At 40.3% G+C, this 26,864-nt stretch carries 25 protein-coding genes; 7 read left to right on the top strand and 18 right to left on the bottom strand.

Annotated elements, in window-relative coordinates:
- Positions 1 to 141: 141 nt before the first annotated feature.
- The 4 genes from Q0037_RS10115 to Q0037_RS10100 form a co-directional block, all read right to left on the bottom strand.
- Positions 142 to 2,298 carry a DUF3857 domain-containing protein gene (locus tag Q0037_RS10115; protein ID WP_297517826.1) on the bottom strand — a complete coding sequence of 719 codons (2,157 nt, stop codon included), beginning with the start codon at positions 2,296 to 2,298 and terminating at the stop codon, positions 142 to 144.
- 7 nt (positions 2,299 to 2,305) lie between these two features.
- Positions 2,306 to 4,213 (bottom strand): transglutaminase family protein, encoded by a 1,908-nt coding sequence (locus Q0037_RS10110; protein ID WP_297517823.1) that lies wholly within the window; start codon positions 4,211 to 4,213, stop codon positions 2,306 to 2,308.
- Between the two features lie 49 nt (positions 4,214 to 4,262).
- Complete coding sequence (locus Q0037_RS10105) at positions 4,263 to 4,778, bottom strand: acyl-CoA thioesterase (RefSeq protein ID WP_297517820.1); 516 nt, start codon at positions 4,776 to 4,778, stop codon at positions 4,263 to 4,265.
- Between the two features lie 86 nt (positions 4,779 to 4,864).
- Positions 4,865 to 5,830: an SPOR domain-containing protein gene (locus tag Q0037_RS10100; RefSeq protein ID WP_297517817.1), complete on the bottom strand. Its 966-nt coding sequence runs from the start codon at positions 5,828 to 5,830 to the stop codon at positions 4,865 to 4,867.
- A gap of 103 nt (positions 5,831 to 5,933) precedes the next feature.
- Between Q0037_RS10100 and dprA the strand changes: the two genes are divergently transcribed.
- Positions 5,934 to 7,040, top strand: coding sequence for a DNA-processing protein DprA (gene dprA / locus Q0037_RS10095; RefSeq protein WP_297517814.1), 1,107 nt, complete (start codon positions 5,934 to 5,936; stop codon positions 7,038 to 7,040).
- On the opposite strand, the gene Q0037_RS10090 is transcribed toward dprA, so the two are convergent.
- Both Q0037_RS10090 and Q0037_RS10085 read right to left on the bottom strand, forming a co-directional pair.
- Positions 7,041 to 9,524, bottom strand: a complete 2,484-nt coding sequence (locus Q0037_RS10090; protein ID WP_297517812.1) for an Hsp70 family protein — start codon at positions 9,522 to 9,524, stop codon at positions 7,041 to 7,043. It lies immediately after the preceding gene.
- Between the two features lie 6 nt (positions 9,525 to 9,530).
- Positions 9,531 to 9,818 carry a hypothetical protein gene (locus Q0037_RS10085; protein ID WP_073360354.1) on the bottom strand — a complete coding sequence of 96 codons (288 nt, stop codon included), beginning with the start codon at positions 9,816 to 9,818 and terminating at the stop codon, positions 9,531 to 9,533.
- A gap of 111 nt (positions 9,819 to 9,929) precedes the next feature.
- Between Q0037_RS10085 and Q0037_RS10080 the strand changes: the two genes are divergently transcribed.
- Positions 9,930 to 11,390: a hypothetical protein gene (locus Q0037_RS10080; RefSeq protein ID WP_297517806.1), complete on the top strand. Its 1,461-nt coding sequence runs from the start codon at positions 9,930 to 9,932 to the stop codon at positions 11,388 to 11,390.
- Positions 11,391 to 11,421: 31 nt separating this feature from the next.
- Here Q0037_RS10080 and trpS read toward each other — a convergent pair whose 3' ends face one another.
- Positions 11,422 to 12,393, bottom strand: coding sequence for a tryptophan--tRNA ligase (gene trpS / locus Q0037_RS10075; RefSeq protein WP_297517802.1), 972 nt, complete (start codon positions 12,391 to 12,393; stop codon positions 11,422 to 11,424).
- A gap of 53 nt (positions 12,394 to 12,446) precedes the next feature.
- On the opposite strand from trpS, the gene Q0037_RS10070 reads away from it, so the two are divergent.
- Entirely contained in the window at positions 12,447 to 13,181 is a 735-nt protein-coding gene (locus Q0037_RS10070) for a 1-acyl-sn-glycerol-3-phosphate acyltransferase (RefSeq protein ID WP_297517799.1), read from the top strand.
- Between the two features lie 184 nt (positions 13,182 to 13,365).
- Here Q0037_RS10070 and Q0037_RS10065 read toward each other — a convergent pair whose 3' ends face one another.
- From Q0037_RS10065 to recA, 4 genes are all read right to left on the bottom strand, one after another.
- The gene (locus Q0037_RS10065) at positions 13,366 to 14,877 is read right to left on the bottom strand and encodes an outer membrane beta-barrel protein (protein WP_297517796.1); all 1,512 of its coding nucleotides are present in this window, start codon (positions 14,875 to 14,877) and stop codon (positions 13,366 to 13,368) included.
- Positions 14,874 to 15,416 (bottom strand): sigma-70 family RNA polymerase sigma factor, encoded by a 543-nt coding sequence (locus tag Q0037_RS10060; protein ID WP_297517792.1) that lies wholly within the window; start codon positions 15,414 to 15,416, stop codon positions 14,874 to 14,876. Before Q0037_RS10060 ends, Q0037_RS10065 begins: the two co-directional genes overlap by 4 nt.
- Before the next feature lie 11 nt (positions 15,417 to 15,427).
- Entirely contained in the window at positions 15,428 to 15,841 is a 414-nt protein-coding gene (locus Q0037_RS10055) for a hypothetical protein (protein WP_297517789.1), read from the bottom strand.
- Positions 15,842 to 15,937: 96 nt separating this feature from the next.
- Entirely contained in the window at positions 15,938 to 16,942 is a 1,005-nt protein-coding gene (gene recA, locus Q0037_RS10050) for a recombinase RecA (protein ID WP_287782931.1), read from the bottom strand.
- 126 nt (positions 16,943 to 17,068) lie between these two features.
- On the opposite strand from recA, the gene Q0037_RS10045 reads away from it, so the two are divergent.
- The 3 genes from Q0037_RS10045 to Q0037_RS10035 are packed head-to-tail and all read left to right on the top strand — an operon-like array spanning position 17,069 to position 19,472.
- On the top strand, positions 17,069 to 17,806 hold the full coding sequence (locus Q0037_RS10045; RefSeq protein ID WP_297517784.1) for a 1-acyl-sn-glycerol-3-phosphate acyltransferase: 738 nt from the start codon (positions 17,069 to 17,071) through the stop codon (positions 17,804 to 17,806).
- Between the two features lie 30 nt (positions 17,807 to 17,836).
- On the top strand, positions 17,837 to 18,826 hold the full coding sequence (locus Q0037_RS10040; protein ID WP_297517781.1) for an acyl-ACP desaturase: 990 nt from the start codon (positions 17,837 to 17,839) through the stop codon (positions 18,824 to 18,826).
- Between the two features lies 1 nt (position 18,827).
- A complete protein-coding gene (locus Q0037_RS10035; protein WP_297517779.1) occupies positions 18,828 to 19,472 on the top strand; it encodes an HD domain-containing protein in 645 nt (214 codons plus the stop codon).
- 36 nt (positions 19,473 to 19,508) lie between these two features.
- On the opposite strand, the gene Q0037_RS10030 is transcribed toward Q0037_RS10035, so the two are convergent.
- The 7 genes from Q0037_RS10030 to Q0037_RS10000 all read right to left on the bottom strand — a co-directional run bounded on the left by Q0037_RS10030 (position 19,509) and on the right by Q0037_RS10000 (position 25,450).
- The gene (locus tag Q0037_RS10030; RefSeq protein ID WP_297517776.1) at positions 19,509 to 19,922 is read right to left on the bottom strand and encodes a lipocalin family protein; all 414 of its coding nucleotides are present in this window, start codon (positions 19,920 to 19,922) and stop codon (positions 19,509 to 19,511) included.
- Between the two features lie 57 nt (positions 19,923 to 19,979).
- Positions 19,980 to 20,534, bottom strand: coding sequence for a hypothetical protein (locus tag Q0037_RS10025; RefSeq protein WP_297517774.1), 555 nt, complete (start codon positions 20,532 to 20,534; stop codon positions 19,980 to 19,982).
- A gap of 21 nt (positions 20,535 to 20,555) precedes the next feature.
- Entirely contained in the window at positions 20,556 to 21,338 is a 783-nt protein-coding gene (locus Q0037_RS10020; protein WP_297517771.1) for an enoyl-CoA hydratase-related protein, read from the bottom strand.
- 11 nt (positions 21,339 to 21,349) lie between these two features.
- On the bottom strand, positions 21,350 to 22,765 hold the full coding sequence (locus Q0037_RS10015) for a PAS domain-containing sensor histidine kinase (RefSeq protein WP_297518085.1): 1,416 nt from the start codon (positions 22,763 to 22,765) through the stop codon (positions 21,350 to 21,352).
- A 112-nt stretch (positions 22,766 to 22,877) separates the two neighbouring features.
- The gene (locus Q0037_RS10010; protein ID WP_297517768.1) at positions 22,878 to 23,423 is read right to left on the bottom strand and encodes a CopD family protein; all 546 of its coding nucleotides are present in this window, start codon (positions 23,421 to 23,423) and stop codon (positions 22,878 to 22,880) included.
- Between the two features lie 86 nt (positions 23,424 to 23,509).
- Positions 23,510 to 24,526: a ferrochelatase gene (gene hemH / locus Q0037_RS10005; RefSeq protein WP_297517765.1), complete on the bottom strand. Its 1,017-nt coding sequence runs from the start codon at positions 24,524 to 24,526 to the stop codon at positions 23,510 to 23,512.
- A 51-nt stretch (positions 24,527 to 24,577) separates the two neighbouring features.
- Positions 24,578 to 25,450, bottom strand: a complete 873-nt coding sequence (locus tag Q0037_RS10000; protein ID WP_297517762.1) for an AraC family transcriptional regulator — start codon at positions 25,448 to 25,450, stop codon at positions 24,578 to 24,580.
- 231 nt (positions 25,451 to 25,681) lie between these two features.
- Between Q0037_RS10000 and hemA the strand changes: the two genes are divergently transcribed.
- Positions 25,682 to 26,864: glutamyl-tRNA reductase (gene hemA / locus Q0037_RS09995; protein WP_297517760.1), on the top strand; the 1,183-nt coding region annotated here is incomplete at its 3' end.

Genomic DNA, 26,864 nt, shown 5'->3' with positions numbered 1-26,864 from the left:
GGTTTCGATACAGCCCCGGTAGGAGTGGAAATCCTGTGGAGCGCAGCGGAGCAGATTGTAATGGATGACGGGACCGCGCGTGTATCGGGGCACAATGTTCTTGCTGCCGTATAAAAAAAGCGCCCCGAAGAGCGCTTTCTATTAGTTCTTTTTCAGCAATACCTTTTCTTGGGTAAACTGGTAAGCGGCGTCCAAAAACTGAATCATTTTGTTCCAGTTGGTGTTGGGTTCGTAGTAATTTTTGTAGTATTTCAAGGTTTTAATCACCAATTGATTGCCTTGAACTTCGGCAGTAGAAGTAAATCCGCCGGTTTCGTTTTCTACTTTTTTATTCAACTTGTCCAAGCCCGAAACGCTGAATCCCTCAGGAATTGTGAATACAATTTCGTTTTCAAACGCGCGTGGGAATCCCATGTAAATATTGTTTTTACGCTCGATTTCTTTTTTGTCAATTTCTATCTGAGACGTGAGAAAACGCCCCAATTCTAATAAGTATTTGTCCCCCGCTTTTTTGACATAATTGGCATTGATGGTAAAGGTTTCGTTTAATTCCAAGGCATTGTCTTTGCCAAAACGCCCAGTATTTTTTATCGTAAATGCATAATCGTCGACTTTTACATCGTATTCGCCTTCTACGTTGGCTTCAAAGGTTTCCTTTTGCTTTTCCTTCATTTTCAAAATGAGCGATTCCAATTCTTTGGTGTACTGGGTTCGTTGGCGATTGTTGCGCACCAATTCCATGAGTTTCGGTGTCCCGTATTTTTCGTAATCTTCATATACAAAGTCGTAAAAACGCAGTTTGTCTTCTTGTTCCGATTCTTTCAAATGTCCATAATATGAGGCATCACGTGTAACTTTATACCCGTTGAAATCCACCAACGATACTTGCGTTTTGATTTTGGAAAGGTTGTCTTTGTACGTACTAGAGGGCAAAGTAACAGTGGAAGCATCCGTTACTCGTTTGCCTTTTACAATTTCCAAAACATAGGCTTTCGAATTTTCAATCGTGTAACTAATCTGATCGGCACCGGTATAGGGATTAAAATACTCCAAATACAAGGGGGTTTTGGTGTTTACGCGAATCAGTTTGCGCACGTTTTCTTGAATCAGTAAGTCGTCGATGGATCCGTTGTAGCGCGGAGTGGCAATGATAATGTCGAAACTGATTTCTTGTCGTTTCAAAAACTGCATGAAGTAATTTACGAAAGGAACCTCATTGCGAAAGAAAATTACATTACTATACAAGCCCCAAGGGTACATGATATTGGCATCGTTGACGGCGAATCCTTCAAAATATCGGGTAAAAAATTCATGCCTGCAGAAGTAATACACCGCTCGTATTTTTTCTTCATCAGAGGAAAAATTCTTTTCTTTTAAGAATTTATTGATGGGCCCCATATCGCCCTCAGGATAGAACTTTTCATTATAATAATTAAAGATATCTTCTTTAGCGACGGTCTTTTTAATTATACTTTCTTTTTCCGATAGAAAGCCATCTGACAACCGTTCAAATTTTCCTGAGCGTGCAAAAATCACCTGAAATTTGTAACAAGGGAGTTCGTTTAACGGGTAAAACCAGCGTGGAAATTCGTTTTTGGCCAAGTCACTAGCGGTTAATTCATACAACCGATCATTGCTTTTCCCGGTGGGTATTTCTTTTAAATCGGGGGCCCCATTATAGGTGTTGAAGTTGACAAAAAAGTCGTTTTCGGTGCGTAATGTGATTTTCAAATCTACAGTAGGATAAACGTCGCCCAAAGGGGTTTCCACCGCTTCAAAGGTATAGTCATACACCGATTTAAACGGTTCTACGGAGTAAAAATAAAAATCAATAATATCGCCGATTTCCAAGTTAGGGATGGCCAATTTTTTCTCATTATTGACCTCTTTGGCTTCTTTATCGGCATCGATTTCCAACGCTTTTCCATCGGGTTTGATTACGCGAACGCCAATAAAATTTGATCCTCTGCGCCAAAAGGACCCCATTGCTTTGTTGGAATAAAATTTGGTGCTATACGAGAATTCCGAAAACTCCTTCACCGCAGCAGCATCCAACAGTTTGATCCGTTTACGAATGGAACGGGTATACGTAACATTGGTTCCAAATTTATGGTAATCGTATACTTCATTTTTGTACAAAATGACCGCCGATTCATTGTTCCATTTCTCAGGAAAAGTTGTCGCTTTTTGGTATTTGTCTTCAGGACCCCACATCATTTGACGAACTTCGTCAGCGGTTTGTCCCCAACTTAAGGCGGTGCAGCATAACAGCAACCAGCCAATGCATTTTAATTTCATTTACGTGTTATTGGGTTAATATTACTTGGGTATTGTAGGCTTCGACGATACGTTTTTGAAGGGCACGCCATTGCTCAAAATCAGCTGTTTTTAAAACGGCGTTTTTAAACGAAAATTTCTTTTTGTAAACCAATACATTGCCTTCCAAGGTGTAGGTAAGACTAACGTCATAATCGGGCGTATTTTCAATAATGTTTTCAGGCATCTTTGTCACTTTGTATCCTGTCGGAAGGGTGAGGTGAATATACGATTCGTAATGGGTTTTATAGTCAAATTCATAATCGGTTTTTCGATCGGTCAATTGAAATCCTTTGTATTCATTTAAAAAGTCCAAGTCAACATAAATCTCATTATCAAATGAAGAAACTTTATTGGCAATTTCCATGGAATAATCAATGGTTAACTTTTCTTCGCGGGCTTCTAAATGGGATGTTTTTACCTCATCCACTTTGATATTTTTATTTTGACGCGCCAGATAATTATCGAGTAATTCCTTCTTTTTATTGCTTTCAAAATGATTGTACACGTTTTGAAAGTATACCCGACTTTCCCCAAAATACGAACGATGCGCCGCCCCTTTCATGCGGTCGCCATCCAAGGTGAGGTGTGCGGTAAAAAGTTCTTTGTTGGCCGCTGCCGAACCCAAAGGAACCTTATCAATAATACATTTAGCACCGTCTTCAATCATTACCTCTTTGTTTTGAATGCGCTCTGCATATTCTCCCAAGGCATTGTATTTTTCGGTTCCATCCAAAAAGAGGCGTTTTCCTTTATGAAACACGGTACATATCATGTGATTATCCACGGCCAAAGAAGGTGTTTTATAATCATAGGCGATATGTTTGGTGCCAATCCAAGTCAGTCGGGCATCAAATCCGGCCAGTACCAACATTTCTTTGATCAAATTGGCCATTCCTTTACAATCGCCATATCTTTTTTCAAACACATTTTGGGCTTCATCGGGTTTAAAACCCGCAATACCGTCTTCAAATGCAATGTACCGAATGTTGTCCTGTACCCAATAATAAATGGCCTTGATTTTGGCTTCATCGGTGGTGGCTTTCTGGGTCAATTCGGTTACTTTAGCTTTTAAAGCAGCAGGGTCATTTTTCATCAATCCCACCAACGAGGCATACCAGCGGTAAAGGTCCTCATGCGATTGAAACAAAGTCGTTTTTGTATTGTTTTTTTGGTACCCTTTGGCAATTACCATGATATGTGGATACAAATAGGTTCGCCCCGGACTGTCCTCTTCTTTGAACAAAGCAGGAGCATTTTCTAACCTGTACGTGTATACCGTTTCGTCGTCTTGTTTAACCACATTTTTTTGGATGGCAAATCCGTTGAAATTAAATTCTTTTAACTCAACCTCGAGCCAGTTGGGAACCGTAAACACGATTTTTTTGGAAACTACAGGAAATTCATCCTGAAAATAAAACGTGGTGCAGTATTTGACATCGCGGTAATTTTTGGTTAACTCATAAAAGTAGGTATACCCTTGAACCGGGAAATCCAACGTGCTGTACTTTACCCGCGCATCATTGTAAAATAAATCGGAATCTTTATAGAGTTCGTCATTGACATAGAAAACCGCTTTTTTATCATTTCTGAATTTAAATGAAAAATCATTGATGGACGATTCGCTGTCGTAAAACTCGTATTTCTGAATAACAGCTCTATGGTTGATGTTCATCAGCTGTTCTTTGGTGTCGATACGTACCGTCACTTTTTCATCCCGATTATTGAAATCAAAACGAACATCGTCTTCACTGCTCAAAACGGCAATGTCGTCTTTGTTGTATTTTTCACGTAAAACTTTGGCTTTGCTAACCTCTTCTGGAGTAGGGTCAAGATTTTTTTGGGCAATGGAAGTAAAGGCGAATAGGGAAAATAGGAGTGCAGTACAATTTTTCACAAAGTAACTTTTTTTCGAAAAATAGTAAATTCTAAGCAAACACAAAAAATTAATTTTCAGTGAATAATGCTTTTAACTCCGAAGCATCATTGGCTTTCATTTTTCCTGCCAATACCAAGCTCAGTTGTTTCCGACGCAAAGCGGCAGCAAAACGGGCTTGTTCTTCTTCAGTTTGGGGCTCCAACGGCGGTACCGGTACTGGATTTCCCATTTCATCTACGGCAACAAACGTGTAAATGGCTTCGTTGGCTTTGGTGCGTATCCCAGACTCCCGATCTTCAATCCACACATCAAGGTAGATTTCCATGGAAGAAGTAAAGGCACGAGACACTTTAGCTTCAATGGTCACTACACTTCCAAGAGGAATCGAACGATTAAAGGCCACATGGTTAACGGAAGCCGTCACCACGATACGACGGGAATGCCGACGAGCTGCAATACTTGCTGCACGATCCATACGTGCTAAAAGTTCCCCGCCAAATAAGTTATTCAACGGATTGGTTTCACTAGGAAGCACTAAATCGGTTAAAACGGTTAGCGAATCGGCAGGATGTTTCGGAGTCATACGATGAATTTTGCCGCAAAGGTACTAAAACCACAAAGGTTTACGGCAGGGTAAATAGCAAAAAAAATCCCAAAAAATGGGATTCATTAAAGTTCTTCAATCAGCACCCAAGCTTCAGGGTTATGCGATTTTTGTACGGTTTCCATTTGGTTTCGCGCGTCGCTGTATCGGGCATAACTGCCATACAAAACGGGATATAACCCATGTTTGTTCGGCCCTATTTTTCGCGCAGGGAACCCTAATTTTTTTAGTTCATATAAAATACGATCGGCATTGGCTTCCAAACGAAAAGCGCCTGCAACGACATGGTAGGGCAACTTTTCTTGATGTACCGTTAAGGAGACAGCAGGAAACGTTTCGATAGGGTTATCTAACAGAAATGTAGCTTCTGCTATTTTTTGTTGCACTTGGTTTTGTACTTTTTGTTGTATTGCCAAAGTGGCATCTTGTACTTGTTTTTCGTAATATTGATTGCCAAAATAGCCGCCTGATCCTAAAAGTCCCGCGCCTAAAACAAAAATCGCGGCATATTTTAACCAAGTTGTGCCCGTTTTTTCATCCACCAAAGGAATGGCCGGTGTTTCTTCCGCAGCAACCTCTTGTTCAGTCGCTTTCATATGGACCAAAACTTCCCGTTGAACAGCAGGTGAAATTACCGCACTGAGTCCAAAAGCTTCCGCCAAATAATTGACCTGCTCTTGGGGTGTAAAGACCACATTTTTATCGGCGGTATAGCGTAGTTCACCAATATTCCGCAACGTGATCGTTCCCGCTTCTTGAAGACGCATTTTCCATTCATTTACGGCATGTTCAATCCCGTTTACAGCCACTTCATAAGGAATCTTCTCGGTTTGCGCAATGTGATTTGCCAATAGGCCATCGTTGTTTTTTAAATACGCGTTGAAGGAAATTACTTTTTTGGGTGGAAAAAAGGTTTGAGCGGCCCCATGCCACTGAGCGGACTGGGTTTCCGTAAGAAAGGCACCCAATCCAGGCACCGTAACACATTGGTAACGGTACAGCAACTGCGCGATATATGGTTCAATCTTCATAAAGGCAAATTTAAAGATTTCGAGACGCTAACAAAATTTTATCAACAAACTTTGTTAACATTTTTCAAATCCTTTTTATACTTTTGCCATTCAAATTTAATTTATGCGCCATACAGATTTAATTGCCACCTTGGCCTTGCTACAGGTCGACGGAATCGGTTCCGTTTTAGCCAAAAAACTCATTCATCGTTTCGGTTCGGCTGCCGAAGTATTTCATGCAAAACCTCGTCATATTGCAGCTATAGAAGGACTTGGTCCTCAAGTAGCTCGTCACTTTAAGAGTCCAGATTTGTTTGTAAAAGCCGAAAAAGAGTGCCGTTTTTTGGAACAAAAGGGGTATACTGCACATTATTTTATGGAGTCGGATTATCCCGAACGACTTAAGCATTGTTACGATGGTCCTGTGTTGTTGTTTGGTTCAGGTCAAATGGATTTGAATCCCAAACGCATGATAAGCATTGTGGGAACCCGAGAAATTACGCCCTACGGTATTGATTTTACCCGAAAATTATTGGAGGATTTGGCCCCACTTAACCCTGTTATTGTCAGTGGTTTTGCGTATGGTGTCGATATTGTTGCCCATCGAACGGCTATGGAGTTGGGGCTTCAAACCATAGGCGTGCTGGCCCATGGATTAAATCAAATATATCCCAAACCCCACAAGAAGTATCGTTCACGAATGGAAGCTTGCGGCGGATTCTTAACGGAGTTTCGCAGTGATGCCAATCCCGATCGGGAAAATTTTGTACGGCGTAACCGCATCGTCGCAGGGATGTCGGAGGCCACTATTGTTATTGAAAGCGCCGAAAAAGGAGGTTCGCTAATAACTGCGCACTGGGCCAACGAATATAATCGTGAGGTTTTTGCGGTTCCAGGGCGTTGTACCGATAAATTCAGTCAAGGCTGTAATACATTGATTAAAACTCAGCGCGCTCATTTGCTCAATAATGCAGCCGATTTGATGTACCATTTGAACTGGGAGTTGGAAACGAAATCCAATTCGCGCGGGGTTCAAAAGCAATTGTTTGTCGAATTAACAACCGAAGAACAGCAGCTGTACACGATTTTACAACAACACGGCAAAATGCTTTTGGATGAATTGGCATTACACGGTCAATTTCCTGTTTCCAAAGTGTCGATGCTCCTTTTGAACATGGAACTCAAAGGGGTGGTCCGTCCTTTGCCAGGAAAATGGTTTGAAGCAGTCTAGTTATTTTAATCCCAAATCGCCATCGAAGTTTTCCCACTCATCACGCGATTTTGGTTTTACCCGTAACAAATCCCACAATTGATAACAAATGGCTTTCAGTTCAGGAATATTCTCGCGTTCAATCGCGGTTTCTCCCAATTCCACCAGTTTCATAAATTTTTGGGTATCCAAATATTCGTTTTCATCCAAAAAGCGGTAGTAATAGAACGCATTGTAGTAACGTTGGTCTTGCTTCATATAAATACTGTCGTACAAATCATCTAAGGCTTTTGTTTTTTGTCGAATCATGTATTTATTGTTGGATTGTAAAACTTCCTTCTCGTTACGGATAATTTTTTCAAATTCTTCTTTCTGTTTGGGCGTGGCGACATCCAAATAATTTTCTAAAGCCTCTCGTGTGTTTTGATATTCTTCGATTTCTTGCAAAACATGTTTGTGGCGCACCAAATCATCATAGGCTTGAATGGTCAAACGTTTCATTTCATCGAGTTGGTATTTCCGATCGGTCGATTGGTCGAAGGATCCCTCCAGCGCCTCTTGGTGTAGCACTATGAGATGGTCTTTAATACGTTTGAGTTGCGCCAAATAGGTAAAGTTTTCCTCGTCTTCGGAGTCGTTCATTTCCGCTTCAATTTCTTGTATCACTGCATTGATTTCAAGGGCGACCTTATCAAGAGCGACATGGCGTTGATGTGGGTTGAAGACTTCGTTGATTTCTAAATCCAAAGCGCCGATATAGACACTAACACTCAAATCACGGGATTCAGAAATTTTGAAATGAAGTTCAATATCCATTCCTTTAATCAAATCCATGGGAAGGTTTTTACCTGTAATTTCAATGTATCCAATACTGAGGTTGCTTCCAATCATACCCCCGGCATTGCCTTCGACGATATTGATGATTAACTTTTCGTCGGAGTTTTTTAGAATATTTTTGGACGTGGTTTTGTACACGGTTTTTTTTAAGGGCAGGATGTCATTTTTCTTAAAAATCCGTTCCATAAATGTTTTTCCAGCCTCTTCATCCACTTCCAAGCAAATATCATTCGGTAAGGGTTGCCCCATGACATTATAGAGTCCGTTGGTAATGGCAATGGAGGTGTTTTGATACACTATATTTTGGTGTTCATCCAACAGATAGAGTGTAAATTGGTTGGTGGCTTTTTCTAACAGCGGCACAAATTCAGTAATTTTTGAACTGGCCCGAAGGACGCCCGTGTCAAATCCACCGTCGGCCCGTGTAAGACGATAGAAGCCCTGAAATGGCGTTTGAATTAAAACGGCAATTAGCTCTTCAGCGTCTTTCGAGTGCGGTTCAAAAACAATTTCAACCGCGGGTTCATTTTGCGGCGCTGCGCTAGGCATTGTTGTGACTTCTTTACGTTCCAAAGGTTTGGCGCCTGCGTAATAGGCCGCTCCGATAACCACTGCTGTCGTTGGATCGACACTGGTGTCAACAGGGATGCCGCTGCGCAAACCCAATTGCTCTCGGATATAGGGAATATAGGTAGTACCTCCCACCAAAATAATTCGGTTGATGGCCGAGAAAGCGAGCATATTAGCGGCCAACAAGCCTTCCGTGAGTTGGTAGGATTCTTCAAATTTATCCCGAAGCACAGATTCCAATTCCACGCGACTAAGGTCAATATCGATGAAGGCATCCCAAACGGGTATATCCAATTCAATCGCGGTTTGCGTTTTTATCGAAAGCTCTTTTTTGGCCTCTTCAGCTTTGAATAACACTTCAAAATAGAGTTTTTTACAATCGGCCTCTTCGCCCGAAAGCATCCTTCTCCACAATTGGGTTTGTCCTGTTGCTTGTTCAATTTTTGGGCAAATAATTTTTTCAACCAATAGATTATCCAAATCGACTCCACCTAAAAAGTTATTGCCTTTGTGGTCCATTACTTTCAATTCCCGATGATCGATACGTACTAAAGCGACATCAAAAGTTCCTCCCCCAAAATCATAGACCAGCCAATGTTGCACTGCGGTCAAATCGATCGATTGACTATTGGAATAGGCCAAACAGGCTGCGATAGGTTCTTGTAATAAAACGACGTCATCAAAGCCTGCCAAATAGCCTGCTTTTTTGGTTGCGTTGGTTTGAATCGTATCAAAGGAAGCTGGAATCGTAATCACAGCCGCTTTGGGTTGTTCGGGTTGGGTAAAATTGACCAACTCTTTCAACACCATAGAAGATAGATCCACGGGTGTCAGCGGTTTTTCCCAATCGGATACCGTAAATGTGCTGTCTGACCCCATTTTTCTTTTGAATGAGGCAAAGACATTTTCGGATTGAGTGAGCATTAATTCACGGGCTTTGTCGCCAATTTGAATGCGGCCTTTTCGAAATGAAATCACAGAAGGCAGCGTATCTTTAAACCCTACCGGATTTTTATACAGGGTTATTTTCCCGTTTTCATACCGGGCTATGGCCGAGTTGGTCGTGCCCAAGTCGATTCCAAAATTGATATTACTCATGTTGATTTATTCTACAATTACCACTCCTTTTTGAATCAATACATACCCATTGGCTTCTTCGCGATAGATGATGGGTTTGAGGACTTTGGTGATTTTTTTAGCCCCGGGATGCATTAAGTTGGCTTCCAGTGCCGTGTCGCGTTCATCATAGGGTTGTCCTAAAGGATTTACGATTTTGTATCCCATTTCGGTGAATTCATGATGGATACGATTAAAGTTGCGCTCAAAATGGGGGAGTTGATGCTCCAAAGATTTTTTTTCGATTTCAAAAAATTGATTGATTAAGGCTTCCATAGCGTACTATTTTCAGTCAGCAAGATACAATTTATTGTTTTTTGTCTACAATCAATTCTGATAAATCCTCGATTATTCTATTTTTGCCTTACGCATTAAATTCCAGCCGCAATGAATATTATTCGTTTGTATGAAAGCCTTTCTCTCGATGCATCACAATTACATGCTATTTCGGAAAGTGAAATCATTCGTATTGAAAAGCAAATTAATATCGCCAAGCGACTGGATGCGTCTATTGATTCCAATGTAGCGGCCTATTTGATTGAAGCGCTTCGCCGTTATCCAGAGGCCTTTTATATCCTTACACAACAGCCCGAATTGTATAATTTATGGGCGGGAACATCCTATCCTGATTCCCATTTTACGACCGTTGAACTCCCCACAGCTTTTGAGGCGATTCATACCTTAATTCAAGCCTATTTGTTGGATGATTTGGCCTTGGCGATAGAGCAAAAAATGGCCGAAAACAAGTTTGAAGACCTCCTAAAATTAATGGCCTATCACGCCTTTTTCCCCGAGGAGCTTCAGCAACGGATTTTGCGAAAATGCACTCAAAAAATCGATTTTACAGTAAGTCAATTTCATAATTCACGCACCGATACCGTACGTATTGCTTATATTAAGACGAGTAGTTTTTACCGGTTTCTAAATTATTTCACCACGCCCGAATTAGATGACAAAATTCGAACGCTTTTAAATATTGTCGTCGATGCATATAATGACAAAACGCATTCGTCAGCCGATACGGTAATGGTGGCTATGGCGGCGTATAAGCCTTTTGACGAAGAATTGGAGGAGACGTTAAGGAACAACCGAGATGTTGTTTTTGGGAATCCGAACGCTACCTCTCGATCTACGTCAAGTTTCAATTGGCGCGTTTTTTTGGTCATTGTTTTTGTCTTATTCAAAATAGCCGTTTTATCCAACCGATGTGATAATGATTCCAATTCGTCCCCCGTCGAATTTGAAGGGTTGACGATAGATTCATCTCAAGTAAAGATTGACCGGTATTACACTCAAATGCGCTTTAAAATAGACAGTTTTCAGGTGTTTTTAACCCAATTTGATCCGTCAAAAATTACGCAAGTCAAACCTAAAGATCGTTTGGTTACGGGGAGTAATCCCTTCACCACTTTTTATAATGATCCTCCGGCAAATGCCGAAATGAAGACCTTCCAGATCATCCGGAATAAGTCGGATTATGAAGTGATTGTGTTGGAACATATCGTGGTCTATGACAGTATAAAAATGCCGACCAAAGCGCATTATATCAAACCTTTTTCCACTTTGCAACTCAATACGAATGATCAAGCTAAACGAATTTTGAACTTTTACGCTGGACGACAGTTGGCCTCATTTCAAGATCCATCCAAGCATTATTTTATTGGTAATCATTCGGAAGTGGAATACCGATTTAGCGTCTTGGCATCCAATGCTAAAGCGCTCATACAAGAAGATTGCCTTTATACAGGAACAATCGAACTCATGGCAGAAAAAGGAGTTCTTCGATTTGCAGAAAAAGGAGGTAACTCGGTGGCCCAATCCATACAAGATAAGGCGGTCATCGAATAAAAAAACCCGACTTGAGGTCGGGGTGATTGTTTTATGAAAAGCCAAGTTTTTGACGTACCCGTTGCAAAACACCCTCAGCAATGGCACCCGCTTTGTGTGCCCCTTTTGCTAAAAAGGCATCGACTTCATCCAAGTGATTCATATAGTATTCGTAGCGCTCGCGTTCGGTTTTGAATTTTTCACAAATCAATTCAAACAAGGCCTGTTTGGCATGTCCATAACCGTAATTTCCTCCTTCATAATTTTGACGCATTTGCGCCACTTGAGCCGCATCGCCCAATATATTATACAAAGCAAAAACCTTACAAGTGTCCGGATTCTTGGGTTCTTCAAGCGGTGTACTGTCGGTTTCGATACGCATGATTTGCTTGCGCAGCGCTTTGTCGTCTACAAAAATGGTAATGGTATTGTCCCGAGATTTACTCATTTTTTGACCGTCGGTACCCGGAATATATTGCGTTTCTTCGTTTAGGCTCGCTTCGGGCAGTACAAAGGTTTCTCCCATTTGATGGTTAAAACGCGCTGCCACATCACGCGTGATTTCTAAATGTTGCAACTGATCTTTTCCTACCGGCACAAATTCGGCATCATACAATAAAATATCGGCGGCCATCAACATTGGATAGGTAAACAATCCCGCATTGACATCTTCCAAACGATCGGCTTTATCCTTGAACGAATGCGCTAAAGTAAGGCGCTGAAAAGGGAAAAAGCAACTCAAATACCACGACAATTCTGCCGTTTGCGGCACATCGCTTTGGCGGTAAAAAATCACTTTGTCGGTATCCAATCCACAAGCCAACCACACGGCTGCGGTGCTATAGGTGTTCGCCCGAAGGGTTTCCCCGTCTTTAATCTGGGTGACCGAATGCAAGTCGGCGATAAACAAAAACGTCTCGTTGCCTGGTGTTTGCGACATTTCAATGGCTGGAAGTATGGCGCCCAAAAGATTGCCTAAATGAGGCGTGCCCGTACTTTGTATGCCCGTTAGAATTTTTGCCATAGTTTTTCAATTGTGTCGCAAATGTAAACTAAAATTGCTTTATTTTTGGCGCTATGCGTGCGTTTAAAATAATTTTTTGGACCCTTTATCGGATTTGGTTTTACATCGTAGTAGCGGTACCCATTTTGGTATTATTCCCGTTTTTAGTGGTCTCCATTTTAAAAGAACGTTGGTATCCTTATTTTTTTAGGTTGGCACGAATTTGGGCCAAATGCATACTTTTCGGCATGGGATTTCAATACAAAGTTACAGCCTTGCAAGAGCCTGAACCCGGAAAGAGCTATATGTTTATTGCCAACCATACCTCGATGACTGATATTATGTTGATGTTGGCTACGGTTCGCAACCCTTTTGTTTTTGTCGGCAAAAAAGAGTTGGCAAAGATTCCTTTGTTTGGGTTTTTTTACAAACGCACTAGTATTCTGGTCGATCGTGGCAATCCCAAAAGCCGGCATCAAGTATACCTTCGCGCCCAAAGACGCTTACAAATGGGATTGAGTATCTGTATTTTCCCCGAAGGAGGCGTCCCTGACGAAAGGGTGTTGTTGGACGAATTTAAAGACGGCGCTTTCCGATTGGCTATTGAACACCAAATTCCAATTGTTCCTATGACCTTCTTTGATAATAAGGAACGTTTTTCCTATACGTTTCTAAGTGGTAGCCCAGGAAGAATGCGGGTAAAAATACATCCATTTATAGAAACACAAGGGTTGCTTTTGGAGGCTAAAAAGGAGCTCAAAGATCAGGCAAGACAAATTATTTTAACGGATTTGCAAGAAATTAATTAGGGCGTTCCCCCTCCATACTTCCGGGGTCAGGCTTTCCGTTGCAATCCGGCACCTCCGTAAACTCCGGCACCGGGATTTTCACTGCAATCCTTAACGCAGACAAAAAGAGTGTCCGGCCGAGACACTCTTTTTTGTTACACTCCGGAGAGTAGTAACACCACTTAACTAAATTAATTACTATTTTTTAAAACGTATACACCACTCCCGTATACAATCCCATGAGGTAGGGTCTGAAATTTCCTGCATCACTTCGATAGGGATTAAATTGGTATTTGAAAGTGGGTTCTACCCTTGCTTGCCAATTTTTGAAAAAGCGATAATGCATGCCCAAGCCCAGGTTTCCACTAAAATGAACCGGGTTGAGGTTGGTCGCCTCTCCAATAAGGAGATTCAATGTATTGGATTGCAAATAGACTTCATTTTGATTGAGCACAAACGTACTCATACCGCCCAACACTTGTAATCCCCATTTTTTGGATCCAAATTGGTACGCCAATTCTAGAGGAATTTCCAAATAACCGGTACGTTGCACAATCGATCCTTCAAACATTTCTGTCATTCGGTTGTAGGGGCGAACGTTGTTGAGACTTTCAATAACAATGTTGGAGCCTACTGCATTTAATGATATGTTTTGAATGCGACTGCTAACTTCAGGACGCATATAATACATAATACCATCGGTTTCATAGCCCAAACGAACCATGTTGACTCCCGATCGTAGGGTGAGTTTATCGTTTAACGCATAACCAACACCCAATCCATAACTGAAATTCTCTGCGGTGTAACGCTTTTCATTTTCCGTTAAGGAGGGATCTAAAGGAGAGCCTTGCGACAACGAACTGAAGTAAATAGGGGCGAGCTGTGTGCCAACTAGCCACCTATTTAATTTCGGTTCGGAAAAGGTTTTCTTTTCTTTTTCATGTAGCAATTCTTCCAACGCATTTTTAGATTTTTCGGCCACAGCAGTGCTGTCTATGGCCGTATGTAAAGGGGTATTGGAAACGATGGGTGAGGGTGTGACAGCATTGGTCACGGGATTAGTTGTATCGGAATGCAATGTATTCTCAGCATTCACAGCCAAACGTTCAGATCCAGAAGTGGGAACCGCTTGAGGAAGTTGTTGCTCTTCAGGGATAACAGTACTGTTGTTGTTGACCGGTTGATTAGAATTGCCATTACCCACAGCGGCTTGATGAGCTACCAACGAGTTTTTCGCTTGTACTACATAACCCTTGTTTTTTCGTTCTTTTTTTGAAGAAAAAGCGACCTCAGTGTTCCCATTACTCAACTTGTTTTTCACTTGAGCGGAAGTAGTCACTACGGGAGAAGAAGGTACACTAGTTGCTTTATTGGGTAAGGTTGTAACAGCTTCCTGATCTTCTGAACCTTCCATCGAATTTTTTCCATTGGTAACAGAAGGTGAAGAGGAGTTCGCTTTTCCGGGGTCGTTTACAACGACTGGGTTCGTTTCGCGAGAACTGGGTGTTACGGTTTCCCAAAACGGGACACGGATAAAGAGCCCGACTAAAAAGGCAGCTGCGATACCGCAATAAAACCACCAGATGGGAATAACGCGTCGTTTCTTTTTCTCCTGCAGTTTATCTTTGATGTTCAACCACAACGCTTCGTCGGGCTGCACCTCGAAGTCCTCGAGGGACTCTTGAAATCGCTTTTTGAATTCGTGTGGATGTTTCATTGTAGTTTGGGCATTTTTGAACTTCCGGTATGGAGTTCGATTTTTTGTTTTAAAATTAATTTTGCTCGGGATAAATTGGATTTGGAAGTGCCAACCGTAATTCCGAGCGCGTCAGCAATTTCTTGGTGACTGTACTCTTCAAACACATACAGGTTAAAAACCAGTCGATAGCGTTCGGGGAGTTCTTGCACGATACGAAATAAAAACTCGGGCGGGATACCTTCATCAATTTCGACTTCGACTTCGTCGGGGATATTTTCATCCACCACATTTAAGTAGTTTTTTTTTCGAAATTGTTGCAACAAATAGTTTACAAAAACCCGATGCAACCATCCGTCAAAGGAACCTTTAAATTCGTACTGCACAATTTTGTCAAAGACCAATAAAAACCCTTCTTGAAAATAGTCTTGGGCCTCATCACGATTGGGAACATACTTCAAACAAACCGCAAACATTTTACCCGCATACTGCCGGTATAATTGTTCTTGCGCTTGAATGTCTTTTTTTTGACATCCTTGTATGATTTGTTCTAAATCCAACCAGCTTCATTTTAATGATCTACTACAGCATCAAATTCTACATATTGATCTACCCCTTGTGCATCTTCGCCCAACCAAAATTTAAAATGATAGGTACCCAAAGTGGTCGGTCTAAATCGTAATGTAGCCGTGTACAATTCTTCATCTATGGGACACGTATTGTTGCCGCTTTTTAGACTTTCAATAGCAACGACTCGGTCAAAATCATGGGATTCATAGTAAAATTTACGGAAAACATGACATTGACTAGGCAACTTAAATTTCACTGGAATTTCCGTGATGCTGTCTTTGGCATATTGGTTCGGATTGGTTACTTCTGTAATGGCTGAAACCTGAATGTAGATGGGTTCATCTTCGGAAAGGTCGCAACCGGTAAACACAAGTCCAACAAGGAATACTACGGTTAACAGAATTTTTTTAATCATGGATATTATTTTTTATTAGGATGCACTGATGTTAAAAAGGTTGCGTGAAGTTCAAAAAAAATCCCGATTTTTTCAAACCGGGACTTAAGTGCCAAATTAATCGGCTTGCTCTTTTATGAGGTCTTTGATTTTTTGTTCCAATTCCTCAGCTAATTCGGGATTGTCTTTAATCAACAATTTCACCGCATCGCGACCTTGTCCCAACTTAGTGTCACCGTAACTAAACCATGAGCCTGATTTTTTGATGATTTCAAACTCGACGGCTAAATCAAGGATTTCTCCCGTTTTGGAGACGCCCTCGCCATACATAATGTCAAACTCAGCGGTTTTGAACGGGGGAGCTACTTTGTTTTTTACCACTTTTACTTTGGTGCGGTTCCCCAACACATTTTCTCCATCTTTAATTTGCGACGAACGACGGATGTCTAGACGTACCGAAGCATAAAACTTCAACGCATTACCACCCGTAGTCGTTTCGGGATTTCCAAACATCACTCCGATTTTTTCGCGCAACTGGTTGATGAAGAATACGGTACAATGGGTTTTGCTGATGGTTGCCGTCAATTTTCGTAAGGCTTGCGACATCAATCGGGCATGTAATCCCATCTTGGAATCGCCCATTTCTCCTTCGATTTCACTCTTGGGTGTTAAGGCAGCTACCGAGTCGATCACCACAATGTCAATGGCTCCAGAACGAATTAGGTTCTCAGCGATTTCCAACGCTTGTTCCCCGTTATCGGGTTGTGAAATAATCAAGTTTTCAATGTCCACACCCAATTTGGCCGCGTAATGACGGTCAAACGCATGTTCCGCATCAATGAACGCTGCAATGCCCCCTGCTTTTTGGGCTTCGGCAATGGCATGGAGGGTCAAAGTAGTTTTACCCGAAGATTCCGGTCCATAGATTTCAATAATACGACCCTTTGGATACCCATTCACCCCTAAGGCAAGGTCCAAACCCAACGAACCGGATGGAATCACTTCGACTTCTTCCACCGCTTTGTCTCCCATCTTCATTACGGTACCTTTACCGTAGGTTTTGTCCAGCTTGTCTAACGTCAGCTGTAACGCTTTCAATTTTGCTTCTTTTTCTGAACTCATTTTACATAAAAATTAAAGGCTGTTAAAGCCGTAAAAGTAACTATTTTTTCAGGACTAAATTAGTTTTCTCAAAAGTAGTTTTAAACAACGAGAAGCCGTACTTTTACAGTCAATTTTTTTTTTCACATGGAAAAACTGATTTCGTATCCCATCTCTGTGGTCTATTACCTTTGTTTTGGACTAACACTGGTGATTTTCCATCCAATACAGTGGATTTGTTTTAACGTTCTTGGGTATCAAGCGCATAAAAAAAGTGTCGATTATTTGAATTGGGTATTGATTGGTTGCACCCGAGTTTTAGGCACGCGTTGGACATTTTATAACCGACCACAAATTCCCCAAAATGTTCCCATTATTTTCGTGGCCAACCATCAAAGTTTATTTGATATTATTGGAATTATTTGGTACTTGCGCGCGCATCATGCTAAGTTTGTTAGTAAAAAGGAACTCGGAAAAGGCATTCCCTCGGTTTCCTACAATTTACGCCATGGCGGCTCGATTTTAATTGACCGCAAAGACCCTAAACAAGCCTTACCAACCATCAAAGGGTTGAGCGAATATATTGAAAAGCACCACCGATCTGCCGTTATTTTTCCTGAAGGAACCCGAAGTAAAACAGGAGCTACGAAAAAGTTCTCTGAAAATGGTTTGAAAATCTTATGCAAGTTTGCTCCTAACGCCGTAGTTGTGCCGATTACGATCAACAATTCATGGAAAATGACCAAATTTGGTTTGTTTCCCATGGGTTTAGGAAATCACATTAAATATACGATTCACGAACCCTTGGCAGTAAAAGAGTATGACTTTGCTACACTGTTTGAAAAAACAGAACAAGCCGTTAACAGTGCCATCCTAAACTCATAATTCATAACTCATAATTTATAATTATTTATAATGTCTATAAAAAACATCCGATTGGAAGTGATGCAATTCCTTGAAAAAAGCATCGATAGCTTTGTTGACGAATACCTCGTTCCCGTTGAAAAAATTTGGCAACCTACTGATATGTTGCCTGATTCTCAGAAAGAGAATTTTATCGAAGAAGTGCGCGAATTGCGTGAAATTGCTAATGATTTACCCTATGATTTCTGGGTCGTGATGGTAGGCGATACCATAACTGAAGAAGCGTTACCCACCTATGAATCCTGGTTAATGGAAGTAGAAGGCGTCGACAATGAAGGTCGCAACGGTTGGTCGAAATGGGTGCGGCATTGGACCGGTGAAGAAAACCGTCATGGGGATGCTTTGAATAAATATTTATACCTGTCGGGCCGTGTCAATATGCGAGAAGTAGAAATTACAACGCAACATTTGATCAATGACGGTTTTGATATCGGCACTGGAAAAGACCCGTACAAAAACTTTGTATATACCAGCTTTCAAGAATTGGCCACCTATATTTCGCACAACCGTGTGTCACAATTGGCCAAAGAATTTGGAGATAAAAAGTTGGCGCGTTTGTGTAAAATGGTCGCTGGGGATGAAATGCGTCACCATTTGGCGTATAGCGAATTTGTAAATCGTATTTTTAAAGTAGATCCTAGCGAAATGATGTTGGCGTTTCAATATATGATGAAACAAAAAATTACCATGCCTGCCCATTTTTTGCGTGAATCGGGAGAAAAAATTAGTTCCGCTTTTGAAGAGTTTTCGAATTCAGCACAGAAAATCGGAGTTTATACAGCCAACGATTACGTGGATATTCTTCGCAAATTAACTGACACTTGGGAAATTGACAAGATTTCAAGTTTGACCGATGAAGCGGAACGCGCTCGTGATTATTTGATGAAATTACCCGATCGTATGGCACGGATTTCCGATCGTTTGGTCTTGCCAGAAGAAACCAAAAAATTCAAGTGGGTACAACCAGCTTTAACACTTTAAAATGGGGATTGTTGATGCGACTGTTGTTTTTGTAAAACAACAGCTGGAAGGTGCCGAAGCGGGGCACGATTGGTTTCACATTGAACGGGTTTATCGCAATGCCTTGCATATTGCTGATCAAGAAAATTGCAATCGTGAAGTAGTGCAATTGGCTGCTTTGTTGCACGATATTGCCGATAGTAAATTCCACGGAGGTGATGAAAGCATCGGACCCCAAACAGCGCGTACTTTCTTAGAAAGTCAAAACGTTGAAGCGGCAACGATTAATCATGTGGTAAAAATCATTGAAAATATTTCGTTTAAAGGCGGAAATACAACACGCACATTTTCTTCGTTAGAACTCGATATCGTACAAGATGCCGATCGTTTGGATGCCATTGGTGCAATAGGTATTGCTCGAACTTTCAATTATGGAGGTTTTAAAAACCGCCCGTTGTATGATCCATCCATTGCACCCAACATGCACATGACCAAGGAGGAATATAAGGCGAGTCAAGCTCCGACGCTCAATCATTTTTATGAAAAACTTCTTTTGTTAAAAGACCGAATGAATACTTCTACAGGAAAAAAATTGGCCGAAGACCGCCATCGTTTTATGGAAGTTTTTTTAGCCCAATTCTATGCCGAATGGGAGGGGGAAAAATAAAAAAAGAGAACCGATGAAGTTCTCTTTTTTATTTGTTTAAGGGATACGGGTCAGTACCGAGAGGTAAGGTACCCCGCCAATATCAAATCGTACTTTTAGTGTTGTTGAATTCAAAATTAGAATTTCACCAGTAACCGAAGTATTGTCGGCATACGTAACAGTGAAGGTGTTGTTGTTTTTGGTCCAAACGCCAATATCTATGGTTTCGTCACAATCCAAATCATAATAATGATCTCGAAGCGCTCCATTGGCAGCAATTTCTGTAAAATCTTTCACACAACCCGGAGAGTGCTCGTAGGGGTCTAAAATTTCTTGATTGTTAACGATACTGCCTTCTTGGGTAAATTGCCATTTACCCACAATAGATGGTGCTTGGGCTTCATCATTGTCATTTTTACTACAACTTAAAACGGTAAATGCCAAAAAGGCAAGGCATAGGATTTTTTTCATGTTTCTATTATTATTTCCAATTTGTTAATATAGTTTCTATAAGAAACTAATATGCTATTATCGATTTTTTCCTAAATTAAAAGATTCATAATTAAGCATATTTGATGATCCTAAAAATTTATTTTCTTTATCAAAATATCCGAAATCAATTTTCTTTTCCAAATCACCATTTCTGTTTTTGATTTTGTATTCATGTTTAATAATAAATCCAACAATATTTTTGTTATCGGTTATTTTGGATAGCCTAATGCTATCAGAAGAATTAGCTTTTAAAATAGCCTTCAAAGAGTTAATTGTATTTTGTCTACCTTCATTAACATCTTTAAATAACTCGGGATGAGATTTTAAATTGTTCTCCTGAATACTTAATTCATTATCAAGGATTTTTAATCTTAAATCAGAATTTTCAGCTTCAAGCTTTAATAGTTTATTTGAAGAAAGCTCACTTTCAGTTAATGTATCAGAAACTGTTGCTGAAATAAACTCATAAGAATTAGGATAATCTGCACTTTTAATAATGTGATCTTTTAATGAAGATTCAAAAGGATTTTCGCTTTTTCCTTTACCGCAGCCTAAAGCCACTATAAATGTAAAAAATAATACTTTTTTCATGTTTGTAAAATTATATGTTAATTATTTTCCTGGAAAAGTGGCTTTCCGTTTTTCTAGGAAAGCGGTTGTGCCCTCTTTAAAATCTTCGGTTCCAAAACATTTTCCAAACGATTTAATTTCTGTTTTGAACCCTTCTTTGGTATCCATCAACCCCGCATTGACCGCTTTGATGGCGTAACTGATGGCTACGGGCGAATTTTTGGCAATTTTAGCAGCGATTTCTTGGGTAAACTCGAGTAAGGAAGCCTGTGGCACTACATGGTTAACGAGACCATAATTTTTGGCGGTTTCCGCATCTATCATGCCCGCCGTCATAATCATTTCCATGGCGCGCCCTTTTCCAACCAACTGTGGTAAACGTTGCGTACCTCCATAACCTGGAATAACGCCTAAGGTCACTTCGGGTAAGCCCATTTTAGCATTGTCGGAAGCAATTCTAAAATGACAAGACATGGCCAATTCCAATCCACCACCCAAAGCAAAACCATTGACTGCTGCAATGACTGGCGTTTTCATGTTTTCGACAAAATCAAATAGAATTTCTTGTCCTAAAGCGGCCAATTGCGCGCCTTCTTCAATAGAAAAATGTGCAAATTCAGAAATGTCGGCGCCCGCTACAAAGGCTTTTTCACCGGATCCAGTTAATATAATTACTTTAATAGTCTCCTCGGCATCCAATTGCGCTAGAGCATCGTGCAATTCTTGAATCGTTGCTTTGTTCAATGCATTGAGTTTGCTCGGGCGATTGATGGTGATGGTGGCCAAATGACCTTCGGTGCTTACGAGAATATTTTCAAATGTCATAGGTATATTTTTTAAGGATTTATGCGTGGTAATGTTACTTTAAACGTAGTGCCTTTGTGCGATTCGGACTCAAAAGTAATGGTTCCTTTGTAATTTTCAATAATATTTTTAATGATCCCCAACCCGAGTCCCATACCGCTTGTTTTGGTGGTAAATTTCGGTTCAAAAATCCGCTCTTGATAATCGGGGTCAATTCCAACCCCGTTGTCTTTAACCAAAATAACCACCCCTTCCCAATTTTGGTATACACTAACTTGAATGCGTTTTTCCTCTTGCATTTCAGGAATGGCTTGGATGGCATTTTTGACCAAATTTGTAATAATACGAATGAGTTGCGTGCGATCCATAACCGTAATGATTTCTGGTTCGGCCGACTGAAACTCAATGAAATCTTCATTAAAAATATCCAAGGAAAATTCTACAACTTCGACCACATTTAGCGTTTCATTTTGCTGTGCAGGCATCGAGGCAAAGTTAGAAAAGGCTGAAGCTACCGCCGTCATCGTGTCGATTTGCTGAATCAAGGTTTTGGTGTAATCATTGAGTTTCTGGCGTAAATTCGGGTCGTTTTCATCAAATTTTCGCTGGAAACTTTGCACGGTTAAGCGCATCGGGGTCAACGGATTTTTGATTTCATGAGCGACTTGTTTTGCCATTTCGCGCCAGGCTTGTTCCCGTTCGGATTGTGCCAACATCGAGGCACTTTCTTCCAGTTTATCCACCATCGCATTGTATGCTTTAATCAAAGAGTTAATCTCACGACTGTTGTCTTCAATCATGATTTTTTCATTTTTTTGATTCAAACTCGTTTCATTGATTTTGTCGGAAATCGTTTTGAGCGATTGGGTAATATAAGAAGAGAGGAAATACGCCAAGGCAAAGGCAATAATAAGCATGAAAAAATACACCTGACTAAGCCGCACCAAGAAATTCTGAATTTCATTCTCGTATATACTGTCGTCCTCAACGTAGGGAAGATTCAGGATTCCCAGCGGTTTAAACCGATCGTCTTTAATTTGGGTAAACGAAGAACGAATTTTCAACCCATCCATATTTTTGATGTCGACATACCGCTTCTCAATCGAGGATTGAACGAGTTTGAGTATGTATTTTGGAATGGGAGGCGAAATGCTATCGACGGCAAAGGAAGCTTTGGACGATTTCAACAAATTTCCTTTTAAACTGTAAATATTAATTTCGACACTGTGAATATCGGAGAGTTCGTGAATTTTATCTTTAAAAATCAACGGTAAATTTTTCTCCGTTAACGGGTAAGTGGTATTGGATAAAATGTAATTGATGTGCTCCCGAACCGCATCTTCCTTGCGCTCCAAACGCTCTTGATGGTAATTTCGCGCTTCACTTTTGAACTGAAACAATGAAATCGACGCCATTAATATCGATGCAATCAAAATCAATACAATCATCGCCAGGAAAATCCGGATACGAAGGGAGAGCATGGATATTTTAAAATTTGACAGCACGTAGAATTATAAATTATAAATTATAAATTATGAATTATGAATTATGAATTATGAATTATGAATTGTTTTTCTTTCTAATATTCTTATAAAATTTGAAGCCGAGCATAATGAGTATTGAGAATCCGATAATCCCCACCACCCCGTAAATCCAGTCGATGGCATTTTTTAAGATGACCAAAAACACAACGGCAAAAAGGATAATGGTAGCGCCTTCGTTCCATAAACGCATAAAGTTGGAAGAATAGCGGGTGTCATCGTTTTGCAACTGCTTGTAAATTTGATGGCATTTTAAATGATACGCCAAAAGAAGCACTACAAATCCAAGTTTCACTTGCATCCAAGGCATGTACAACCACTCTGGATTCAAATGAAGTAAGGTCAGGGCAAATAATGTCGCCAACACTGCACTCGGCCAAGTGATGATATACCACAAGCGATAGGTCATGATTTTGTATTGCGCCCCCAAGATTTCTTTTTCGGGAGAAGGTTTACTTTGCGCTTCAATTTGGTACACAAACAACCGGACAATGTAAAAGAGTCCGGCAAACCAAGTAATCACAAAAATCAAATGCAAGGCTTTGATGTTGTTGTAGAGATCCATTTATTTTGGTTTCAAGTTTATTTCGCTTCGCTACATCAGTCGGCTAAAGCCTCATGTCAGGTTTCAAGTTGTTAAACAAAAAACCCCTATTTTTTACTCCATTCATTAACCCAATTGGCCACCACTTGACACCATTCGTCTTCATCGTTTAAACAAGGAACGGCAAAAAATTCCTCCCCATCGTTTTCGATAAATTCTTCGTTGGCACGCATGGCGATTTCCTCCAAAGTTTCCAAACAATCCGAGACAAATGCAGGGGTAACTACGGCCAATTTTTTGACCCCTTTCTTCGGCATTTTATTGATTTCTACATCGGTATAGGGTGTTAACCATTTGTCACCTGCTAAACGCGATTGGAAGGTTTGGCTGTATTTTCCCTCAGGAATACCCAATAATTCAACCACTTGGCGCGTCGTTTCAAAACACTGATGACGGTAGCAAAATTCATGCGCCGGAGACGCCGTGACACAGCATTTGTTATCAATGGTACAATGCGACTTAGTCACATCGGTTTTGCGAATATGGCGTTTTGGAATACCATGATATGAAAACAATAAATGATCATATTCAAAACCTTCCAAATGTTTTTTGATTGAATGGGCTAATGCTTGGATAAAATCAGGTTTATTGTAAAATGCTGGAACTTTGGTAATCTTCATTTCTGGGAAATGCTTTTGTTGCAATTCGTCAGCCAACGCCCAAATCGTTGTCGTAGAAGCCATAGCATATTGTGGATATAAGGCCAACAACATCACGTCGGTCACCCCTTTGTCTTTTAATTCTTGTAACCCTTTTTGAATGGTCATGGTGCCATAACGCATGGCCAAAGCTACCGGTACATCCACGAGTTTTTCCAACTTTTGGTGCATTTTTTTGGAAATTACAATAAGTGGCGAACCTTCTTTGGTCCAAATTTGACTGTACGCTTCCGCTGATTTTTTTGGGCGCGTTTGCAAAATTATACCGCGAACCAACAAAGCTCTTAATAAATAAGGAACGTCAATAACGTATTTATCCATTAAAAATTCATCCAAATACGGCTTTACATCTTTTGGGGTCGGACTTTCAGGCGAACCGAGATTGACTAATAATACTCCTTTCATTTGTAGCAATTTATTTTTTTATTAATATAACTTCTTTTTTGATTTTGTACATTAGGTATTGACTTGTAAACTCATCAAGTATTTTTTGGGCGTGGTACCAAATTTTTTCTTAAACGCCGCAATAAAGTGACTCCCCGTGCTGTACCCCACTTTGAGTCCCACTTCATTCACATTATACGAACCGCTATCCAAGAGTTTTCGGGCATAATCCATTTTGTAATCAAACAAAAAACCATACACCGTGTCGCCGTAGATTTGTTTGAACCCCATTTTTAATTTTTTCAAATTCAACCCCACTTGATCGGCCAATTCCTGCAAACCAGGCGGTTCGGCCATGTTAGCAATTACGAGTTCTTTGGCCTTGCGGATTTTTAATACATTCTCCTCATCAATCAAAAACGGACATTGTTCGGCATTCGGATCTTCCGAGCGGTTAAAGTACAAACTCAGCAACTCATATCCCTTTCCTTTGTAATAGAGATTTTTGATGGAAGGATTGAGATTGTAATGAAACAGTTGACTCAACACGATGGCCATCGACGGACTAATATTGTGTTCTTTATAATATTTCTTATCGATGTTTTCCTCACTCAGAAACGGAATGTTTTCAGTGTCGGAAGAAAACAATTTGTGTAGCTTTTTGATCGAAATCAAAATCGAAATCAACCACGTATTGGGCGAAACTTCTAGTTGAATCGGCAATTCTTTCTGAGGATTATAAAACAATAATGATTTTTCTTCCTTTAATTCCAACGCATAATTGCCATCGTTGAATACGAATTTGGCTTTCCCTTTTAACCCAAAATGAAACTGAATAAGTCCTTGTGAAACAGCACGTTTTACAGGATAATTTTCCGTTCCATCATTTTGAAAACGAATCAACAAAAAATCTTCTTCAATTTTTATTTCTTCAAAAGAACCCATAGCGATATTTTTTCGTATTTGATACCCAACGGAAGGCAATCTTATTATTTAGAATGAATCTACATAATGTCGTTGTCAAGCCCCGTGATTGGTACAAATTTAAAATAAATAACGGAAAAAATTCGAATCGCGTTAGAAATTACATCAAGCGACACAAAAAGTCCTTAGAGCGTTATTTTTTAAATTTGGTAACCCCGTAACTTTGTTGAACTTTTAGGAAAGAGCCCCTACATGGAAAACGGAATTAAGATTAAACATTCCTCCTTTTATGCAATTGGATTGAGCTACAAGAAAGCCGATGCTGAGACGCGTGGTCGTTTTAGTTTGGATGCGGTGGCTCAAGCGAAGCTATTACAACAAGCACAAGAAGAAAATATAGAGTCGTTAATTGTAACGTCTACTTGTAACCGAACCGAGATTTATGGTTTTGCACAACATCCCTTTCAATTGATCAAATTGTTGTGTGAGAACAGCCGCGGAACCGTCGAAGAATTTCAAAAAGTAGCTTACGTTTACAAAGGGGCTGATGCTATAAACCACATGTTCCGTGTGGGAACGGGTTTGGATAGCCAAATTTTAGGTGATTTTGAGATCATTAGTCAGTTGAAAACCGCTTTTGCACAAAGTAAAGAAGAACAATTGGTGAATGCCTTTTTGGAGCGTTTGATCAATTCCGTAATTCAAGCCAGTAAAAAAATAAAAACGGAAACTGAAATTTCTACGGGAGCCACTTCGGTTTCTTTTGCAGCGGTGCACTATATTTTTAAGAATGTAGAAGATATCGCCAACAAAAACATCTTGCTTTTTGGAACGGGTAAAATTGGGCGAAATACCTGTGAAAACCTGGTGAAACACACCAAACACAGTCATATTACCTTAATTAACCGCACCAAAGATAAAGCCGAACGCTTAGCGCGAAAACTCAATGTCATCGTGAAAGATTATGCCGATTTACAATTGGAAATCCAAAACGCCGATGTATTAGTCGTGGCAACAGGAGCGCAAAATCCAACGGTAGACAACGCAATTTTGAATTTAAAAAAGCCGTTGACGATTTTGGATTTATCCATTCCCAAAAATGTGCATGAAAATGTGATGGAAATTCCCGGGGTAACCTTAGTACACATGGATCAATTAGCACAAATCACCGACGAGACTTTGGAAAATCGCAAACAATACATACCAGCGGCCGAGGCGATTATTGAAGAAATTAAAGAAGAGTTTATCGCGTGGACCAAACAACGTAAATTCGCGCCAACCATTCATGCTTTGAAAGCTAAGTTGAATGCGATTAAGGAAGGCGAATTGAATGTGCAACGCAAAAAAATGTCCAATTTCGACGAAGAACAAGCGGAAATTATAACCGCTCGCATCATACAAAAAATTACCAACCATTTTGCCAATCATCTTAAAG

The organism is Flavobacterium sp., assembly GCF_027482425.1.
In the GTDB taxonomy this organism is placed as follows: domain Bacteria; phylum Bacteroidota; class Bacteroidia; order Flavobacteriales; family Flavobacteriaceae; genus Flavobacterium.
The sequence above is the reverse complement of the archived record's forward strand: the minus strand, read 5'-3'. Positions and strand labels throughout refer to the sequence as shown.

Excerpts from the sequence above, each read along its gene's own strand:
- Q0037_RS10030 (WP_297517776.1), bottom strand. The coding sequence starts at position 19,922 with ATGAAAAAAATCCTATGCCTTGCCTTTTTGGCATTTACCGTTTTAAGT.
- Q0037_RS10065 (WP_297517796.1), bottom strand. The coding sequence starts at position 14,877 with ATGAAACATCCACACGAATTCAAAAAGCGATTTCAAGAGTCCCTCGAG.
- Q0037_RS10085 (WP_073360354.1), bottom strand. The coding sequence starts at position 9,818 with ATGGAAGCCTTAATCAATCAATTTTTTGAAATCGAAAAAAAATCTTTG.
- Q0037_RS10015 (WP_297518085.1), bottom strand. The coding sequence starts at position 22,765 with ATGATTGTATTGATTTTGATTGCATCGATATTAATGGCGTCGATTTCA.
- Q0037_RS10020 (WP_297517771.1), bottom strand. The coding sequence starts at position 21,338 with ATGACATTTGAAAATATTCTCGTAAGCACCGAAGGTCATTTGGCCACC.
- Q0037_RS10090 (WP_297517812.1), bottom strand. The coding sequence starts at position 9,524 with ATGAGTAATATCAATTTTGGAATCGACTTGGGCACGACCAACTCGGCC.
- Q0037_RS10045 (WP_297517784.1), top strand. The coding sequence starts at position 17,069 with ATGGAAAAACTGATTTCGTATCCCATCTCTGTGGTCTATTACCTTTGT.
- Q0037_RS10025 (WP_297517774.1), bottom strand. The coding sequence starts at position 20,534 with ATGAAAAAAGTATTATTTTTTACATTTATAGTGGCTTTAGGCTGCGGT.
- trpS (WP_297517802.1), bottom strand. The coding sequence starts at position 12,393 with ATGGCAAAAATTCTAACGGGCATACAAAGTACGGGCACGCCTCATTTA.
- Q0037_RS10100 (WP_297517817.1), bottom strand. The coding sequence starts at position 5,830 with ATGAAGATTGAACCATATATCGCGCAGTTGCTGTACCGTTACCAATGT.
- Q0037_RS10040 (WP_297517781.1), top strand. The coding sequence starts at position 17,837 with ATGTCTATAAAAAACATCCGATTGGAAGTGATGCAATTCCTTGAAAAA.
- Q0037_RS10055 (WP_297517789.1), bottom strand. The coding sequence starts at position 15,841 with ATGATTAAAAAAATTCTGTTAACCGTAGTATTCCTTGTTGGACTTGTG.
- Q0037_RS10010 (WP_297517768.1), bottom strand. The coding sequence starts at position 23,423 with ATGGATCTCTACAACAACATCAAAGCCTTGCATTTGATTTTTGTGATT.
- Q0037_RS10035 (WP_297517779.1), top strand. The coding sequence starts at position 18,828 with ATGGGGATTGTTGATGCGACTGTTGTTTTTGTAAAACAACAGCTGGAA.
- Q0037_RS10105 (WP_297517820.1), bottom strand. The coding sequence starts at position 4,778 with ATGACTCCGAAACATCCTGCCGATTCGCTAACCGTTTTAACCGATTTA.
- Q0037_RS10115 (WP_297517826.1), bottom strand. The coding sequence starts at position 2,298 with ATGAAATTAAAATGCATTGGCTGGTTGCTGTTATGCTGCACCGCCTTA.
- hemH (WP_297517765.1), bottom strand. The coding sequence starts at position 24,526 with ATGAAAGGAGTATTATTAGTCAATCTCGGTTCGCCTGAAAGTCCGACC.
- recA (WP_287782931.1), bottom strand. The coding sequence starts at position 16,942 with ATGAGTTCAGAAAAAGAAGCAAAATTGAAAGCGTTACAGCTGACGTTA.
- Q0037_RS10080 (WP_297517806.1), top strand. The coding sequence starts at position 9,930 with ATGAATATTATTCGTTTGTATGAAAGCCTTTCTCTCGATGCATCACAA.
- dprA (WP_297517814.1), top strand. The coding sequence starts at position 5,934 with ATGCGCCATACAGATTTAATTGCCACCTTGGCCTTGCTACAGGTCGAC.
- Q0037_RS10000 (WP_297517762.1), bottom strand. The coding sequence starts at position 25,450 with ATGGGTTCTTTTGAAGAAATAAAAATTGAAGAAGATTTTTTGTTGATT.
- Q0037_RS10070 (WP_297517799.1), top strand. The coding sequence starts at position 12,447 with ATGCGTGCGTTTAAAATAATTTTTTGGACCCTTTATCGGATTTGGTTT.